Annotated in this window: 19 protein-coding genes and 1 riboswitch; all 19 genes read left to right on the top strand. The window is 27.1% G+C overall.

Annotation, left to right across the window (positions count from 1 at the left end; all coding sequences use genetic code 11):
• The first annotated feature begins 20 nt into the window (after positions 1 to 20).
• A complete protein-coding gene (locus tag ABDZ60_RS13985; protein WP_047000720.1) occupies positions 21 to 500 on the top strand; it encodes a hypothetical protein in 480 nt (159 codons plus the stop codon).
• 151 nt (positions 501 to 651) lie between these two features.
• Positions 652 to 1758, top strand: a complete 1107-nt coding sequence (gene cobT / locus ABDZ60_RS13980; protein ID WP_047000721.1) for a nicotinate-nucleotide--dimethylbenzimidazole phosphoribosyltransferase — start codon at positions 652 to 654, stop codon at positions 1756 to 1758.
• A 16-nt stretch (positions 1759 to 1774) separates the two neighbouring features.
• Positions 1775 to 2326, top strand: a complete 552-nt coding sequence (locus ABDZ60_RS13975; RefSeq protein WP_040436451.1) for a bifunctional adenosylcobinamide kinase/adenosylcobinamide-phosphate guanylyltransferase — start codon at positions 1775 to 1777, stop codon at positions 2324 to 2326.
• A complete protein-coding gene (locus tag ABDZ60_RS13970) occupies positions 2323 to 3078 on the top strand; it encodes an adenosylcobinamide-GDP ribazoletransferase (RefSeq protein WP_343778872.1) in 756 nt (251 codons plus the stop codon). Before ABDZ60_RS13975 ends, ABDZ60_RS13970 begins: the two co-directional genes overlap by 4 nt.
• A 15-nt stretch (positions 3079 to 3093) precedes the next feature.
• Positions 3094 to 3489: a bifunctional adenosylcobinamide kinase/adenosylcobinamide-phosphate guanylyltransferase gene (locus ABDZ60_RS13965; protein WP_016206014.1), complete on the top strand. Its 396-nt coding sequence runs from the start codon at positions 3094 to 3096 to the stop codon at positions 3487 to 3489.
• Positions 3482 to 4084 (top strand): phosphoglycerate mutase family protein, encoded by a 603-nt coding sequence (locus tag ABDZ60_RS13960; RefSeq protein WP_343779281.1) that lies wholly within the window; start codon positions 3482 to 3484, stop codon positions 4082 to 4084. Before ABDZ60_RS13965 ends, ABDZ60_RS13960 begins: the two co-directional genes overlap by 8 nt.
• Positions 4085 to 4128: 44 nt before the next feature.
• Positions 4129 to 5070, top strand: a complete 942-nt coding sequence (locus ABDZ60_RS13955) for a cobalamin biosynthesis protein (protein WP_343778869.1) — start codon at positions 4129 to 4131, stop codon at positions 5068 to 5070.
• Between the two features lies 1 nt (position 5071).
• Complete coding sequence (gene cobD / locus ABDZ60_RS13950) at positions 5072 to 6145, top strand: threonine-phosphate decarboxylase CobD (protein ID WP_343778867.1); 1074 nt, start codon at positions 5072 to 5074, stop codon at positions 6143 to 6145.
• 123 nt (positions 6146 to 6268) lie between these two features.
• A riboswitch (cobalamin riboswitch) is annotated at positions 6269 to 6446 on the top strand.
• 210 nt (positions 6447 to 6656) lie between these two features.
• Positions 6657 to 7574: an ABC transporter substrate-binding protein gene (locus ABDZ60_RS13945; RefSeq protein WP_047000726.1), complete on the top strand. Its 918-nt coding sequence runs from the start codon at positions 6657 to 6659 to the stop codon at positions 7572 to 7574.
• On the top strand, positions 7561 to 8595 hold the full coding sequence (locus ABDZ60_RS13940; protein WP_343778864.1) for a FecCD family ABC transporter permease: 1035 nt from the start codon (positions 7561 to 7563) through the stop codon (positions 8593 to 8595). Before ABDZ60_RS13945 ends, ABDZ60_RS13940 begins: the two co-directional genes overlap by 14 nt.
• Before the next feature lie 11 nt (positions 8596 to 8606).
• Entirely contained in the window at positions 8607 to 9362 is a 756-nt protein-coding gene (locus ABDZ60_RS13935) for an ABC transporter ATP-binding protein (protein ID WP_047000728.1), read from the top strand.
• Between the two features lie 15 nt (positions 9363 to 9377).
• On the top strand, positions 9378 to 10043 hold the full coding sequence (locus ABDZ60_RS13930; RefSeq protein WP_343778861.1) for a Dph6-related ATP pyrophosphatase: 666 nt from the start codon (positions 9378 to 9380) through the stop codon (positions 10041 to 10043).
• Complete coding sequence (locus ABDZ60_RS13925; protein ID WP_343778859.1) at positions 10036 to 11523, top strand: cobyric acid synthase; 1488 nt, start codon at positions 10036 to 10038, stop codon at positions 11521 to 11523. The genes ABDZ60_RS13930 and ABDZ60_RS13925 overlap by 8 nt, the downstream gene beginning before the upstream one ends.
• Positions 11524 to 11718: 195 nt before the next feature.
• Complete coding sequence (locus ABDZ60_RS13920; RefSeq protein ID WP_343778857.1) at positions 11719 to 12426, top strand: phosphatase PAP2 family protein; 708 nt, start codon at positions 11719 to 11721, stop codon at positions 12424 to 12426.
• Positions 12427 to 12729: 303 nt separating this feature from the next.
• A complete protein-coding gene (locus tag ABDZ60_RS13915; protein WP_343778855.1) occupies positions 12730 to 13665 on the top strand; it encodes an ABC transporter permease in 936 nt (311 codons plus the stop codon).
• On the top strand, positions 13665 to 14618 hold the full coding sequence (locus ABDZ60_RS13910) for an iron chelate uptake ABC transporter family permease subunit (protein WP_016206003.1): 954 nt from the start codon (positions 13665 to 13667) through the stop codon (positions 14616 to 14618). The genes ABDZ60_RS13915 and ABDZ60_RS13910 overlap by 1 nt, the downstream gene beginning before the upstream one ends.
• On the top strand, positions 14615 to 15370 hold the full coding sequence (locus ABDZ60_RS13905; RefSeq protein WP_343778853.1) for an iron ABC transporter ATP-binding protein: 756 nt from the start codon (positions 14615 to 14617) through the stop codon (positions 15368 to 15370). Before ABDZ60_RS13910 ends, ABDZ60_RS13905 begins: the two co-directional genes overlap by 4 nt.
• A 54-nt stretch (positions 15371 to 15424) precedes the next feature.
• A complete protein-coding gene (locus ABDZ60_RS13900; RefSeq protein ID WP_343778851.1) occupies positions 15425 to 16378 on the top strand; it encodes a siderophore ABC transporter substrate-binding protein in 954 nt (317 codons plus the stop codon).
• 314 nt (positions 16379 to 16692) lie between these two features.
• Positions 16693 to 16830, top strand: a 138-nt coding sequence (locus tag ABDZ60_RS13895; RefSeq protein ID WP_343779280.1) for a rubredoxin-like domain-containing protein, incomplete at its 3' end; no start/stop codon positions are given.

Here is a 16830-nt window from a genome sequence, read left to right as displayed (position 1 = left end):
AAAAATTAAAGGAGGCTTATATGGATTGTATTAGTATAGATGATATTCTATCCACTACAGTGTTGTATGAAGGGTTTTTTAATTATAATGAATTCTTTAAAATTTCCAAAGAGAGCGTAAAAAGATTTTTATCAATAACTAATAAGTATAAAGATAATTGCATGAATTCGGACTTAGAGAAGAAGGAAATATATTTAGAAGATAGTAATGGACATTTTTCAAGAGAATTTATATATAAGTTTAATGATTATGTGAAAATTAATAAGATAAAATATTCATCATTTAATAGAGAACTTATTTATTATGAAATTTATGAAATATTAGATTATCAAAAGGATATAGAAAGATTAATATTATTTGGATCATATATAGGGAAAGATAAAGATTTTATAGAAATATTTTTAAATGGAGTAAAGGTTAAAAATATAAAAATAAAACTTGTAAATAAAAGAAATATCTGGCCAAGTCCTTCAGAAATAATATTTGAAAAGTATCAATAATAAAGTTTATAAAAGTAAATTTTAAATAATAATTCACGGATTAATTATATTAAGCTGTGGATTTTTTGTTGTTTATAAAAATATACTTTATTGACTTTTATTATGCATGTACTATATTATAACAAAAAGAAGTAGAATAAGAGGTAAGGGCATGAGTTATATAGAAGAAGTAAATAATGTAATAAGGAATATAAAAGAAACAAACCATAAAGCTAAAGAAGAGGCCAAAAAAAGAGTTGATTTTTTAGCAAAACCATTAGGGAGTTTAGGAAAACTTGAAGATATTTCAATCAAGCTTGCAGGAATAACAGGAAATATAAAAAATAGAATAGATAAAAAATGTATAATGATTTTTTCATCAGATAATGGTGTAGTAGAGGAAGGCGTAGCATCATCTCCACAATATGTTACATTAGCACAAACAATAAATTTTTCTAAGGGCCTTACTGGAGTTGCAGTTTTGGCAAAAGAGAATAATACAGATTTGATTGTTGTAGATATTGGAGTTAATTGTGAGGGAGAGATTCCAGGAGCACTTAATAAGAAGATAAGAAAAGGGACAAATAATATAGCTAAGGGACCTGCCATGAGCTATGAAGAAGCTTTAAAGGCTATTTATATTGGAATTGACTTAGTACGAGATGTTAAGGAAAAGGGATATGACATCTTAGGGGTTGGAGAAATGGGAATAGGAAATACTACTACTAGTAGTGCAGTATTAGCTTCCTTAGTTCAATGTAAAATAGATGATGTTGTTGGTAAGGGGGCTGGCCTTACAGATGAAGCCTTTATAAATAAGAAGAAGGTAATAAAAAGAGCAATAGAAATAAATAGTCCTAATATAGAAGATCCAATAGATGTAATTGCAAAGGTTGGAGGCTTTGATTTAGCAGGAATGGTAGGTGTTTACTTAGGAGCAGCTTATTATAAGCTTCCTGTTGTAATAGATGGCTTTATATCAGTAGTTGCAGCCTTAGTAGCAACTAAATTATGTGATAGTGTTAAAGATTATTTAATTCCATCTCATATGTCAAAGGAAATAGGATATAACATTGCTATAAATAATATGGGACTTGAGCCAATGCTAAATTTAGATATGAGACTAGGGGAAGGCAGTGGATGTCCAATTGCTTTTTCAGTAATTAATTATGCTTGTGCTATGATGAATAATATGGCTACCTTTGAAGAGGCAGAAATAGATCCAAGCTATTTGGATAAGATTAAAGATAAGAAAAATTATATTGTTAATAAAGATTAGAAAAGGCTGGGTTAAAATGATAATTTTATTAGTTGGTGGTTCTAAAAGTGGAAAATCAATAGCAGCTCAAAAGTATTCTAAGTTAATTGAAAATAAAGAGGGAGCGTTATATTATCTTGCAACTATGAAGGCTTCTGATTTAGAGGATATGAAGAGAATAGAAAATCATTTATTAGAAAGAAAAGGATGGGGCTTTATAACTATTGAAAAAGATAAGGACTTAAAAGACATAGTAGATAATCTATCTAAAAAAGATACAATTTTATTAGATAGTATTACATCCCTAGTTACTAATGAAATGTTTGATAATGGAAGTTTTATTATAAATGTAAGTGATAAGATAATTAAAGAAATAAGGCTTATAAGTGAAAAGATAGAAAACTTAATAATAGTCACTGATTATTTATTTAGTGATGGAATTATTTATGATAATTATACTGAAAGCTTTAGAAGGGAAATGGGGAAACTTAATATAAATTTAGCAAGTATTGCTGATATTGTTATTGAGTATTCCTTTAATAATGAAATTATACATAAGGGTAGAAAGGAAATAATGAAGTTAAGATGAAGAATTTAATTAACGGTTTTATAATGGCTTTAAGTATGTTTACAATACTGCCAATGCCATATAAAGTTTGGAAGGATGAAAGTGTTAGACACATGATGAAGCTTTATCCTTTAGTTGGGCTAATAGTTGGATTTATTAATTATTTTATATATAGAATTGCAGATTATTCTAATCTTTCTACAATTTTAATTTCTGCAATTACTATGGTAGCACCTTTTATTATTACAGGCATGCTACATTTAGATGGATTTATGGATGTATCTGATGCATTACTATCTAGAAGAGATCAAAAAGAAAAGATAAGAATACTTAAGGACCCTAATACAGGAGCCTTTGCAGTTATTTCTTTAGCTATTTTATTTATTATTGATTTTGCAGCAATTTATACTTTAGTAGAAAATAAGGTGAATGTCATTGGAATTATAATTATACCTATAATATCAAGAGCTTTAATGGCACTGATGCTAATAAAAAAAGAATCTATGAAAGAAAGTTCTTTAGGTTCTTACTTTAAAAAAGATACTGGGAAATTAGATATAATAATTTTATATTTAATTTTATTAATATCTTGTACTTCTTTTGTTTTAATATTTAATTTAAAAGCTATATTAGTGCCTGTATTTATGATAATTTCTGCTATAGTATCAGTAAATAAAAGCACTAAAGAACTTGGAGGAATGTCAGGAGATAGTGCTGGATATGGACTAGTAATTGCAGAAGTTGTAGGAATACTATTCTTAGCAATTATATAGTAAGGGGGGATAATTTTGATATTAGTTTTTGGTGGAGCTTATAATGGAAAGCTTAGTTTTGTAAAGAAAAAATTTAATATAGAAGATGAAGATATTTTTGCAATTGATGATGATTCAAAAGATTTAAGAATAGATTTTTCAAAGAAGGTAATTAATAATTTTCATAAGTTTACTTATAAACTTTCTTTAGAGAAAATTGATGCCATGGATTATATTGTAAGTAATTCAGAATTATTTAAGGATAAGATAATAGTATGTGATGATATTTCCCAGGGAATAGTTCCATTAAAAAAAGAAGATAGATTTTGGAGAGAAAATACAGGAAGATGCCTTCAGTACATAAGTAGTAATTCTAAGGCCATATATAGAGTTTTTTGTGGAATACCAATGGTGATTAAAGATGATGAGTAACATAAATATTTATTTAATACGTCATGGAAAGACTATGGCTAATGAAAAGAAATTATACTGTGGTAAAACAGATTTATCCTTAAGTGATAAAGGATTAGAAGAACTAAAATTTCTAAAGAAAAGTATTGAGTATCCAATATGTGAAGAATATTATACTAGTGGTGCTAAAAGAGCCAATGAAACCTTTGAAGCCCTATATGAAAGTAACGAGTTTAAAGAGTTAAAGGGTTTTTTTGAATATGACTTTGGAGATTTCGAAATGAAATCCTATGATGATTTAAAGCAAGACAAAAGATATATTGATTGGATAACAGATAAATCTGGAGAAATAGAATGTCCTAATGGCGAAAGTAAGAATAATTATAAAAAAAGAATAAGAAATGAGTTTATAGACTTTATTAATAATATAAATAATAAAAAAATAAATTCAGTTTTATTAGTTTCACATGGAGGAACTATAGGGACAATATTAGAAGAGTTCTATGATAATAGTAAGAATTTTTATGAATGGCAGCCAAGCTATGGAAGAGGATATAATATCGAAGTAGAAGTATTAAATTCAGAATTTAAAATATTAAATGTTATTGAAATATAAAATGATATATAGATGTAATTAGTAAATTTAGGAGATATAAACATATGAAGGAATTGACTTTAGGTTATTTATTAGACCTAATAATAGGAGATCCACAAAATCCAATTCATCCAATAAGATTAATAGGTAATTTGTGTAAAGGTATAGAAGGTTATTTTAGAAAAAAACTAAGTAAGTCTCTTAAGATGGCAGGATTATCAACGTGGATAACTGTTGTTTTAATTGTTTTTGTAGTTAGTAATTTAATTTTAAGACTTAGCTATAATTTAAATTATGGGCTTGGAGTAATTATAAGTGGAATTATTGTATATTTTTGTATAGCAACAAAGTCATTAAAGGTTGAAGCTTTAAAGGTAGTAAAAGCCTTAAAGGATAATGATATTGAAGAAGCAAGACATAGATTATCATATATTGTTGGAAGAGACACTAAAAACTTAAATGAAGAGGGAATTTTAAGAGCTGTAGTTGAAACTATTGCTGAGAATATTTCTGATGGAGTTGTAGCTCCAATTCTTTATGCTGGATTATTTGGGGCACCTTTTGCTTTAGTTTATAAAGCAGTAAATACTATGGATTCTATGTTTGGATATAAAAATGATAAATACTATGAATTTGGTTATTTCCCAGCAAAGCTTGATGATATATTTAATTATATACCAGCTAGAATTACAGGATATTTGATAGTTATAGCAGCTTTTATTTTAAAAATGGATTATAAGAATGCTTATAAGATATATAAGAGGGATAGGTATAACCATAGTAGTCCAAATAGTGCACATCCAGAATCAGCAGTAGCTGGAGCTTTAGGATTAAAATTAGGAGGTGCTAATTACTACTTTGGCAAGCTAGTAGAAAAGCCAACCATAGGTGATGAAATAAAGAAGATAGAAGTTCAAGATGTAGATAAAACTAATAATATTTTATATTTAGTTTCTTTTTTAAGTTATTTAATTGCAATGCTTTTATCTTTAGTAGGGAGATTTTAATATGAGTAAAGTAGTTCATGGTGGAAATTTAGATGAATTATCAAGAAAATATAACTTAAATAAAGATAATTTAATAGATTTTTCAGCTAATATAAATCCGATGGGAGTACATAAAAATATAAAGAAGGCAATTATAGATGGATTAGATAATATTGAAAGATATCCAGATATAACCTATTATGATTTAAAGCTAGCAATAAGTAAATTTGAGATTATAGATATTAATAACTTAACCTTAGGCAATGGAGCGGCAGAGGTTATATTTAATTTAGTTAGAGCTTTAAAACCTAAAAAGGTGCTTATTCCAGCTCCAACTTTTGGAGAGTATGAAGAAGCAGTTTTAAGCATAAATGGAAATATAGAATACTATTATTTAAGAGAAAGTAATAATTGGAATATAAGTGAAGATATATTAAAGTATATAAATAATGATATAGATATTATATTTATATGTAATCCTAACAACCCAACAGGAAATTTAACCAATAAAGATTTGATAGAAAGAATTGCAGAAAGAGCCTTAAAATTTAATTCTATAATTGTAGTAGATGAATCATTTTTAGATTTTGTAGAAGACAATGATGATTATACTGCAGTATCTTTATTAAATAAGTATAGAAATATATTTATTATAAAATCTATGACCAAGTTTTTTGCTATACCAGGAATTAGGATGGGATATGGCATCTCTAAGAATAAAGATTTACTAGAAGAAATAGATAAAGCATGTGTTCCGTGGAATATTAACATAATGGCAGAAAAAGCTTCAATTGCAGCTTTATTAGAAGAAGAATATATAAAAAATACTATAGATTATGTACAAAGTGAAAAAAACTTCTTATTCCAAGAACTAATAAAGATAAAAAATATAAAAGTTTTCGAACCAAATGTAAATTTTATAATGTTTAAAACATTAAAAGAAATAGATTTAAAGAGAATTATGTTAAAAGAAAGTATTATTATAAGAAGTTGTAGTAATTATAATGGATTAAATAATAATTATTATAGAATTGCAGTAAGAACTAGAAAAGAAAATGAAAAACTTATTAATTCATTAAAAAAAATAATGAATTAATGTATTTAATCTTTAATTTTATAGGTCTATTTTATAGCATAATAAAAGGTTATATTATAAATTACAGCATATATTTTAATTGACATATTATATCATTAATAATATAATTCTATTTGAATTTATACTATATTAAATATTTAGGGTGCTTTTTAAGCTTAATAGGGAATTAGGTATCATTCCTAAGCTACCCCAGTAACCGTGAAATGGACGAAATCTATTAATACCACTGCAAAAAAATGCGGGAAGGTTAGAAAGTAGGATGAAGTAAAGCCGGGAGACCTGCCTTTTATATAAAGATTATTATCTTCTGAGGGTGAGATAGTAAAAATACTATTATAGTTTTAAATTATTTTTAATAGATAATACAAGCTATTTTCTATTATTTAATAATTTTAAATTATGAAATATGTATTTTAGGCATACTCTTAGTATGTCTTTTTATTTTATAGAAAGATTAATTAAGTATCATTCTATAAAATAAGCCCTAATAAGAAATTAGGAGGAAAGTATTATGAAAAAGGGAAGTAAAATTCTTTCGTTAGTTTTTGCAATGTTATTTTCATTAGCAATATTTGCTGGTTGTGCAGAAACTACAAAAACTATGACAGACAGAGAGGGAAATGAATTCACTCTACCAAAGAAAGTAGAAAAAATTATATCAACTGCACCATCAAATACAGAGGTATTAGTTGATTTAGGACTTGCAGATAAACTAGTTGCAGTGGATAAATATTCAGCAGATGTAGAAGGAATAAATAAAGATCTACCTAAAATAGATTTTAGAAATCCAGATGCAGAAACTATAATATCATTACAACCAGATATAATTATTGCATCAGGACATAATAAGGTTGGAGATAATGATCCATTTCAATTGGTAAAGGATGCAGGAATAACAGTTGTATATATACCAAGTAGCTATAGCATTGATGGGATATATGGAGATATAGAATTTATAGCACAAATAACAAAAGCAGATAAAAAAAGCAAAGAAATTATTGATAATATGAAAAAAGAAGTTGAGTCTATAAAGGCTATTGGAGATAAGATAACAAATAAAAAGAAAGTTTATTTTGAGATAGGTTCTGGTTCTATGTTAAGTAGTTTTGGTAAAGAGACTTTCTTAAATGAAATGATTGAAATAGTTGGAGCAGAAAACATATTTTCAAATGAAAAATCATGGATATCACCATCTGCAGAAGCTATTATATCTGCTAATCCAGATGTTATATTAACTAGTATGCCAGATATAAATGGAGTAAAGGCAGTTGATGATATAAAAAGCCGTGATGGATGGGGTAGTATAACAGCCATAAAGGAAGGCCAAGTTTATAGTATAGATGGTAACTCATCATCAAGACCATCACAAAATATAATTAAGGCTTTAAAAGAAATGGCAAAGGCTATTTATCCAAATGAATATAAATAAATATAATAAAAATAAAGTATTGATGATATTATCAATACCACTAGTTATTTTAATAATCTGTATTGGAACTTCCATTGGAAGTTCCAATATTAGTATTATGGATATTATTTCAATAATATTTCACAAATTATTTAATGTAAGATTATTAGAAGGTATTGAAGTAAAGGATGTTTCAATAATTTGGAGTATTAGACTGCCAAGGGTATTATTAGCATTTACTGTTGGAGGAGCTCTTGCAGCAAGTGGAGCTGTAGTGCAATCAGTTTTAAAAAATCCATTAGCATCCCCCTATACTTTAGGAGTATCATCAGGAGCATCTTTAGGAGTAGGTCTTTTAATAGTTTCGGGAATATCTATCCCATTCCTTGGAAACTTTTCATTACCTCTAGTAGGCTTTATAAGTAGTTTATTAACAATGATAATAGTATTAGTATTTGCAAGTAAGGTAGATAAGGAATTGTCTAATAGCACAATAATATTGTCAGGAATGGTTTTTTCTTTATTTTTTAATGCAGCATTAACAACAATAACAGCTTTATTTACTAGTAAAATAGAAGCTATAACTATGTGGCAAATGGGATCATTTTCTATGAGAGGATGGAGCTATATTAAAGCGGGATTCCCTTTTTTTATAATAGGAATAATTGGAGTAATGATATTTGCAAAAGAAATGGATGTATTAACCTTTGGAGAGGAACAAGCTAAATCTATTGGCGTTGAAGCAGAGAGGGTTAAAAAGTATCTTTTCTTGTTCGTAGCAATATTAACAGGAGCAGCAGTTTCAATAAGTGGGACTATAGGTTTTGTTGATTTAATTGCTCCGCATATAGTAAGAAAAATATTTGGATCAAAGCATTCATGTGTTATTCCTATGTCAGTTGTATTTGGTGGCTGTCTTATGGTAATTACTGATTTAATTGCAAGAACTATAATAGTTCCATCAGAGCTTCCAGTGGGTGCAGTAACAGCAATAATAGGTGCTCCATTTTTTGCTTATTTATATTTTAAAAAATCAAAGTAGGTGATTTTAATATGTTAGAAGTCAAAAATGTTTGTTGTGGTTATGACGGAATAGATATTGTAAAGCAAGTTAGTTTTAGCATAAATAGAGGTGAAAACTTATGTATAGTTGGCCCTAATGGATGTGGCAAAAGTACTTTATTAAAAGCTATATCTAGTCTTATTGATTTTCATGGGGAAATCAAATTAGATGGGAAAAATATAAATACGTTAAAACGAAAAGATCTTGCAACTAAGATTGCGTTAATGACACAAAGCTCTAATATACAATTTCCATATACAATTTATGAAACAGTTTCATTAGGAAGATATTCTCATTTAAAAAGAATTTTTTCTAGATTAACTAAAAAAGATGAATTAATTATAAATGAAAGCTTAAAAATGGTTGGAATATTAGATATAAAAAATAAACTTATAAGTGAATTATCAGGAGGGCAACTTCAAAGAGTATTTTTAGCAAGAGCTTTTGCACAAGATCCAGAAGTTATACTTTTAGATGAGCCAACAAATCACTTGGACTTAAGATATCAAATTGAAATATTAGATTATCTTAAAAATTGGGCTAAAGAAAAAAATAAAATTGTTGTAGCTGTATTACATGATTTAAACTTAGTTCAAAATTTTGGAGATAGAGTTTTAATGTTAAATGATGGAATTATAAAAGGTCATGGAAATACAAAGGAAGTTTTAAATAACAATGATTTAGAAGAAGTTTACGGAATAGATATAAAATCTTTTATGGTAAGAACCTTGGAAAAATGGAGATAAAGGGAGGAGTTTATAATGAAGAAAAAATTTGTTATGTCATATAGTTGTGGAAAAGATAGTACATTATCCTTGTATAGAATGATAAGAAAAGGTAATAAGCCAGTTGCCTTACTCATTACAGTAGATAAAAAAGTTTTAAGGTCATGGTTTCATGGAGTACCAAATGATTTATTAAATGAGGTGTCAAAATCACTTGATATTCCTCTTTTACTAGTGAACTGTGAGGGCGAGGAATATGCAGAGGCTTTTAAAAAAGCACTATATAAAGCTAAAAATGAATTAGGAGCAGAAGGTTGTGTATTTGGCGATATAGATTTAGATGCACATAGAACATGGTGTACAGATAGATGTAATGAAGTTGAAATGGAAGCAATATTCCCATTGTGGCTTGAAGATAGGGAAAAATTAACTTATGAGTTCATAGATACTGGTTTTAAAACCGTTATTAAAAATGTTAGATTAGATGTATTATCAACTGACTTTCTAGGAAAAGAATTAACTCATAAAGTAGTTAAGGATATAATAAAAACAGGTTCAGATGCATGTGGCGAAAATGGAGAGTATCATACCTTTGTGTTTGATGGACCATTATTTAAATATCCAATAAGATTTAAAGAAAATGGAATAATTACAAATGAAACTCATGGTTTTTTAGATATAGCAGGTGTTATTAATGAGTAAAAGTGTAATGTTATTGGGTACAGCTTCATCAGTTGGAAAAAGTACATTAGCAGCAGCATTTTGTAAGTATTTTAAAAATAAAGCTTTAAAAGTTGCTCCTTTTAAAGCTTTAAATATTTCATTAAACTCATATGTAACAAAAGATGGTTTAGAAATGGGAAGGGCACAAGTTGTTCAAGCAGAAGCTTGTGAAATAGAGCCAGAGGCATGGATGAATCCAGTACTTTTAAAACCAAGTGGAAATATGACGACTCAGGTTATAGTTAATGGGAAAGTAAAATGTAATATTGAATCATATAAATATAAGGAATTAAATAAGGAATTAAAAGAAATAGTTAAAGAAACCTTTTATAAGATTTCTAAAGAATATGACGTAATTGTACTTGAAGGATCTGGAAGTTGTGCGGAGATAAACTTAAAGGATAGCGATATTGCGAATATGTCAATGGCTAGAGATAGTGATTCACCTGTAATATTAGTTGCTGATATAGATAGAGGTGGAGTATTTGCATCAGTGGTAGGAACTATAATGCTTTTAGATGAAGAAGATAGAAGGCGTGTTAAAGGTGTAATTATAAATAAATTTAGAGGGAAAATAGATTTATTTAAGCCAGCCATGAGGCAATTAGAAGATATTATAAAAATACCAGTACTAGGGGTTATGCCATATTTTCAATTAGATATAGAAGATGAAGATAGCGTAACAGAAAGGTTAAACAATAGGGATATAAAAAAACTTGATATAGTAGTTATCAAACTTCCATACATGTCAAATTTTACGGATTTCAATGCTTTAGCAAGATTAAATGGAGTATCGATACGATATGTAGATAATAGAAGAGATATAGGTAATCCCCATTTATTGATTATACCAGGAAGTAAAAATACTATAGAGGATTTAAGAGAAATAAAGAAAAATGGTATTTTTAACGAAATAGTAAATTTGAAAAACAAGGGAACATTAATTTTTGGAATATGTGGTGGTTATCAGATGTTAGGAAATCTTATCGAGGATAAGCTTGGGATAGAAGGAAAAGAAACATTTGAAAATGGGTTTGGATTTTTAAATATAAAAACAATATTTAATAGGGATAAAATAACGAAACAGTCGAAAGGAAAAATAATTTCCAATAAAATTCCAGAATTTAATGATATAAAAGTAGTTGGTTATGAAATTCATAATGGAATTAGTAATTTGGATGAAAATGCAATTCCATTTATTAAATTAAATAATGGTGAAATAGCAGGTACTACAAATGAGGAGTCTACAGTTTTCGGAACTTATATTCATGGAATATTTGATGATAGCAAATTTGTTAATATATTTATAAAATATTTATTAAAAGTAAATAAAATTGAAGATATAGATCAAGATAAATTAAGTTATAAGCAATATAAAATGAAGCAATTTGATGAGCTTTCTAAAATATTACAAAGTAATATAGACATGAAAAAAGTAGAAGAAATATTAAAAATATAACTTAATAAAAATAAGTTAACTAAAGAAACTCCAATGGAGTTTTTTATTTTGGCTTGAAATCTTATAAAATTCTTAATATTACTTTATAAAATGCACAATATAAGTTAATTATTGTAAAATAGGAAGTAAGAGATAAAATTAAATTTAATAACATATTTTATATTAAGGCAGTAAACTAATGGGGAGGGGTAGAAAATGAAGGAATTATCTAAAAAAATTATATTAAAGTATAATTTAAATGAATTGAAATGGCTAGATTTAATATGGTTTGCATTATTTCCATTAATGAATATAAACTATGTTATAGCTGGCTCAATTGCAAAAAATGGAAAAGATTTTAGCTTAACATTAGATAAACAGATACCATTTATCTCAATGTTTATTTTCCCTTATATATATTGGTATATTTATATTTTTATAGGACTAATATTTATTTTATTAAAAGATCGTAGAAAATATATAAGAGCTTTATTTACAGTATATATAGGTATGTGCGTATGTTATTTAGTTTATTATTTATTTCCTGTTGAGATAGTAAGGCCAACAATAATAAATAGTAGCATATCAAATAAATTGGTTAATATTATTTATGAAAATGACAGACCATTTAATTGTTTTCCATCTATACATGTATTAAATACCTATATAGTTATGAGATATACAATGAAAAATGAAAACAAGGCATGGTTTTACTATACACAATTAGTAGGTGTACTGATAATTCTATCAACATTATTTATAAAGCAGCATTTTATTTTAGATGGAATAGCAGCAATAGTATTAGCAGAAGTTGTAATTGCCATAGCTAAAAAAATAGAGGACAAGCACCTAGATAATATTTTATTATTACCATATAAACTAATTGATAAAATAAAGAACAAAAATGATATACCAATAAATTAATTTGAATAAATTTTTTCTAAACGTAATCTTTATAAATAGATAATAGGAAAAGTTATGCGGTATGAGATTTATATTAAATATAACTCATGCCGCATTTTATATTGTAAAAAGCTTCTCCTATAGGTAAAGAAATGTTTACATTTCTTTATTTAATAATAATATCCTCTTCACTTAAATATAAGAAATGTTACGTAATTTATAAAAGTATAGATAAATTATCCAAAAGTATATTGACAATGATAATCTATATCAACTATAATAAAAATCAATTGATATATATTATCAAATGATGGGAGTGAGAAGATGACTAAAAAATCATTATTGATTATTACATTTATTCTATCGGTAGTATCTATATTTATTGGAGTATCGGATATAAATATAATTAACATGGGGACTGAAGAAATAGAGGTTCTTATGATAAGTAGATTACCTCGTTTGATTAGTATATTAGTTGCAGGCGTGGGTATGAGTATAAGCGGTGTAATAATGCAACAAATTAGTAATAATAAATTTATTTCACCAACAACAGCAGCAACAGTTGATTCAGCTAAGCTTGGAGTTTTATTTTCTATAATAATATTTTCATCTGCTAATATATTTCAAAAGATGATCTTGTCTTTTATATTTTCGGTAGTAGGAACTTTTATGTTTATGACTATATTAAAGAAGATAAAGATAAAGAATGTAATTTTTATTCCACTTGTTGGTATTATGCTGGGGAATGTAATAGGCTCAATAACAGATTTCTTTGCTTATAAGTATAACTTAACACAAAGTATTGGAGCTTTTTTACAAGGAAATTTTTCAACGGTATTAAAAGGGAACTATGAAATATTATATTTAAGCATACCATTGATGATAATAGCTTTTTCCTACGTACATAAATTTACCTTAGCAGGTATGGGAGAAGAGATGTCAGTAAGTCTTGGACTAAATTATAAAAGAGTTACTAATATTGGAGTTATAATAGTTGCTTTAATTTCATCATTAGTTGTAATAACAGTAGGTAGTATACCTTTTGTAGGATTGATAATACCCAATATAGTTTCTATATGGAAAGGGGACAATCTTAAAACTAATATGCCGATTGTTGCTTTACTAGGAGGAAGTTTTGTATTAGCTTGTGACATTATAAGTAGATTAATAATTGCACCATATGAAGTACCTATAGATTTAACTGTAGGAGTTATTGGAGCTGTAATATTCCTTTATTTAATATTTAGGAGGAATAAATAATGAAAAATAACAAAAAACAAATAATTATAATGTCAATAATTGCAATAACCTTTTTAACATTATTTGTAGTGTGGGGGTTAAATGCAAGAAATTATAGATTTAATCTATCTCTTAGAATTCCAAAGGTATTAGGTATTTTAATAGCTGGAGGAACTATTTCAGTAGCATCGTTATTATTTCAAACAATAACCAATAATAGAATTATAACGCCAAGTATTATAGGCTTAGATGCTTTATATAATTTAGTACAAACTGTAGTAATTTTTGTATTTGGATCTACATCGGTATTCATGGTTAATAAAACAGTAAACTTTTTAGCTTCAGGCACCTTAATGGTAATTTTAGCAATGATATTATTTAAAGTAGTTCTTAAAAGTGGAAGAAATAATATATTCTTTTTATTGCTAGTAGGAACTGTTGTTGGGACATTATTTAGAAGTTTATCATCTTTTATGCAGGTATTAATCGATCCGAATGAATTTGATGCACTTCAAACGAAACTATTTGCTTCATTTAGTTTAGTAAATACAAAAATAATATTTATTTCAGTTGTGATATTAGTAATAATGGCAATTACTTTATATAAAGATTTTAATAAGCTAGATGTAATGTCGTTAGGTAGAGAGCAAGCTATAAACTTAGGTATTGATTATGATAAATTTAGCAAAAAGATATTAGTATTTGTTGCTATACTAGTTTCACTATCAACAGCATTAGTTGGTCCAATAACATTTTTAGGAATAATAGTTGTTAATTTAACTTATGAGATAACTAAAACTTACAAACATTCAGTTCTTCTTATAGTTGGAACACTTATAAGTATAATAGCTTTAGTTGGTGGTCAATTCTTTGTTGAGAGAGTATTTAATTTCAATACGACTATAAGTATAATAATAAATTTTATTGGTGGAATTTATTTTATAAATCTATTATTAAGGGAGAGTAAGCTATGATAGAAGTAAGAAATATTAACAAGAGTTATGGAAATAAAAAAGTTCTAGAAGATGTTTCTTTTAAAATAGAGGAAGGAAAAATAACTTCCTTTATAGGACCAAATGGTGCAGGTAAAAGTACTATTTTGTCTATAATATCAAGACTTATGGATTCTGATTCAGGAGAAGTTATTATAGATGGTAAAGAAATAAAAGCGTGGGACTCTAAAGAGTTATCAAAAAAATTATCAATATTAAAGCAAAGTAATAATTTAAATATAAGACTGACAATTAGAGAACTTGTTTCATTCGGAAGATTCCCGTATTGTGAAGGCAAATTAAAAGAAGATGATGAAAGGCTTGTTGATGGAGCTTTAAATTATATGAAACTTATAGATATTCAAGATAAGTATCTTGATGAATTAAGTGGTGGGCAAAGACAAAGAGCGTATATTGCAATGATAATTGCTCAAGATACAGACTATATACTTTTAGATGAACCACTAAATAATTTAGATATGAAGCATTCAGCTGAAATGATGAAGCTTTTAAGAGAAATGGTTAATGATTTAGGAAAAACTATAATAATAGTTATTCATGATATAAATTTTGCATCCTGTTATTCAGATACAATAGTAGCATTAAAGGATGGAAAATTAGTAAATCATACTATAACAGAAGAAATGATAACAGAAGATAGTTTAAGTTGTCTTTATGATATGAATTTCAATATTAGAGAAGTAAATAATCAAAAGATATGTATATATTTCTAAAAAATTACAGTATAAAATAAAATTTATATAAAACAAAAAACGGAGGTAAATGTAATGAAAAAGAGACTTGCAGCCATATTAAGTATGGTTATGTTATTATTAGTAGGAGTAGTAGGTTGTACTTCAGGAGATAAATCAACTAAAGATTCAGCAAAAGAAGAAAAGAAAACAGTAGTTGTTACAGATCAAAAGGGCGAAGTAGAAGTACCTGTTAATCCTAAAAATGTTGTAGTTTTAGACTATGGTTCATTAGATATAATGACTAAGTTAGAGGTTGAACCAGTGGCATTACCAAAAGGTTCTCTTCCAGCATACTTAGATAAATATAAAGATGATAAATATGTAGATTTAGGTTCATTAAAAGAATTTGATTTAGAAAAAATCAATGAAGTTGCACCAGACTTAATTATAATAGAGGGAAGACAAGAGTCTTATTATGAAGACTTAAAGAAAATTGCTCCAGTATTATACTTAGGTACAGCTAACAGTGACATATTTGCTTCAGCAGAGAACAATGCTAAAGTATTAGGAAAAGTATTTGCTAAAGAAGAAGGCGTTACAACTGAATTAGGAAACATAAATAAGAGATTAGAAGCAGTAAGCGCTAAAGTTAAAGAAAATAATTCAACAGCTTTAATGACAATGTTCAATGAAGGTTCATTATCTGTATATGGTACAGGTTCAAGATATGATATGGTTTATAGTAAGTTTGGATTTACTCCAGCTGATACACAAATAGAGGCTTCAAATCATGGACAAAATATTTCATTCGAATATTTAAAAGAAAAGAATCCAGATTACTTATTTGTTTTAGATAGAGGTGCAATAACTGGAACTCAAGCATCTGTGAAAGAAGCTGTGGAAAATGAATTAATAAAGACAACAAAGGCTTATAAAGATGGGCACATAGTATATGTTAATCCACAAGCTTGGTATGTTGGTGGAAGTGGAATAATGGCTATAGATACTATTATTTCTGATGTTGAAGCAGCATTGGGAATAAAATAGAATTTAAATTAATAGTAAAAATAAATTGGAATTATTATATACTAAGAACTCCTCATTGGATTTTTCCTGTGAGGAGTTCTTCTATTGAAAACTGTATTAATGATAAATTATCAATATATTAGATGATTTATAATTAAAATAATAATTATAAAAAGTTTTTTTAAAAAAATAAAAAAAATAATTTTTAATATTTACAACGGATAATTATTATTATATAATAATAAACATCAAGAGGATTTAAAATAATTTAAAAAGTAAATTATTGAAAATAAATTCATAATAAAATAATGTGGAAATTAGGAGGAATTTAAATTATGAAAAAATTTGTTTGTACAGTATGTGGATACGTTCATGAAGGGGATATGGCACCAGCACAATGTCCCGTATGTAAGGTAGGAGCTGATAAGTTTGTGGAACAATCAGCAGATTTAGCATGGGCAGATGAGCATAGA

It is taken from the genome of Clostridium sartagoforme (genome assembly GCF_039521405.1).
In the GTDB taxonomy this organism is placed as follows: domain Bacteria; phylum Bacillota; class Clostridia; order Clostridiales; family Clostridiaceae; genus Clostridium; species Clostridium sartagoforme.
The sequence above is the reverse complement of the archived record's forward strand: the minus strand, read 5'-3'. Positions and strand labels throughout refer to the sequence as shown.

Excerpts from the sequence above, each read along its gene's own strand:
- ABDZ60_RS13985 (WP_047000720.1), top strand. The coding sequence starts at position 21 with ATGGATTGTATTAGTATAGATGATATTCTATCCACTACAGTGTTGTAT.
- ABDZ60_RS13970 (WP_343778872.1), top strand. The coding sequence starts at position 2,323 with ATGAAGAATTTAATTAACGGTTTTATAATGGCTTTAAGTATGTTTACA.
- cobT (WP_047000721.1), top strand. The coding sequence starts at position 652 with ATGAGTTATATAGAAGAAGTAAATAATGTAATAAGGAATATAAAAGAA.
- ABDZ60_RS13925 (WP_343778859.1), top strand. The coding sequence starts at position 10,036 with ATGAGTAAAAGTGTAATGTTATTGGGTACAGCTTCATCAGTTGGAAAA.
- ABDZ60_RS13935 (WP_047000728.1), top strand. The coding sequence starts at position 8,607 with ATGTTAGAAGTCAAAAATGTTTGTTGTGGTTATGACGGAATAGATATT.
- ABDZ60_RS13910 (WP_016206003.1), top strand. The coding sequence starts at position 13,665 with ATGAAAAATAACAAAAAACAAATAATTATAATGTCAATAATTGCAATA.
- ABDZ60_RS13905 (WP_343778853.1), top strand. The coding sequence starts at position 14,615 with ATGATAGAAGTAAGAAATATTAACAAGAGTTATGGAAATAAAAAAGTT.
- cobD (WP_343778867.1), top strand. The coding sequence starts at position 5,072 with ATGAGTAAAGTAGTTCATGGTGGAAATTTAGATGAATTATCAAGAAAA.
- ABDZ60_RS13900 (WP_343778851.1), top strand. The coding sequence starts at position 15,425 with ATGAAAAAGAGACTTGCAGCCATATTAAGTATGGTTATGTTATTATTA.
- ABDZ60_RS13975 (WP_040436451.1), top strand. The coding sequence starts at position 1,775 with ATGATAATTTTATTAGTTGGTGGTTCTAAAAGTGGAAAATCAATAGCA.
- ABDZ60_RS13960 (WP_343779281.1), top strand. The coding sequence starts at position 3,482 with ATGAGTAACATAAATATTTATTTAATACGTCATGGAAAGACTATGGCT.
- ABDZ60_RS13920 (WP_343778857.1), top strand. The coding sequence starts at position 11,719 with ATGAAGGAATTATCTAAAAAAATTATATTAAAGTATAATTTAAATGAA.
- ABDZ60_RS13945 (WP_047000726.1), top strand. The coding sequence starts at position 6,657 with ATGAAAAAGGGAAGTAAAATTCTTTCGTTAGTTTTTGCAATGTTATTT.
- ABDZ60_RS13940 (WP_343778864.1), top strand. The coding sequence starts at position 7,561 with ATGAATATAAATAAATATAATAAAAATAAAGTATTGATGATATTATCA.
- ABDZ60_RS13955 (WP_343778869.1), top strand. The coding sequence starts at position 4,129 with ATGAAGGAATTGACTTTAGGTTATTTATTAGACCTAATAATAGGAGAT.
- ABDZ60_RS13930 (WP_343778861.1), top strand. The coding sequence starts at position 9,378 with ATGAAGAAAAAATTTGTTATGTCATATAGTTGTGGAAAAGATAGTACA.
- ABDZ60_RS13915 (WP_343778855.1), top strand. The coding sequence starts at position 12,730 with ATGACTAAAAAATCATTATTGATTATTACATTTATTCTATCGGTAGTA.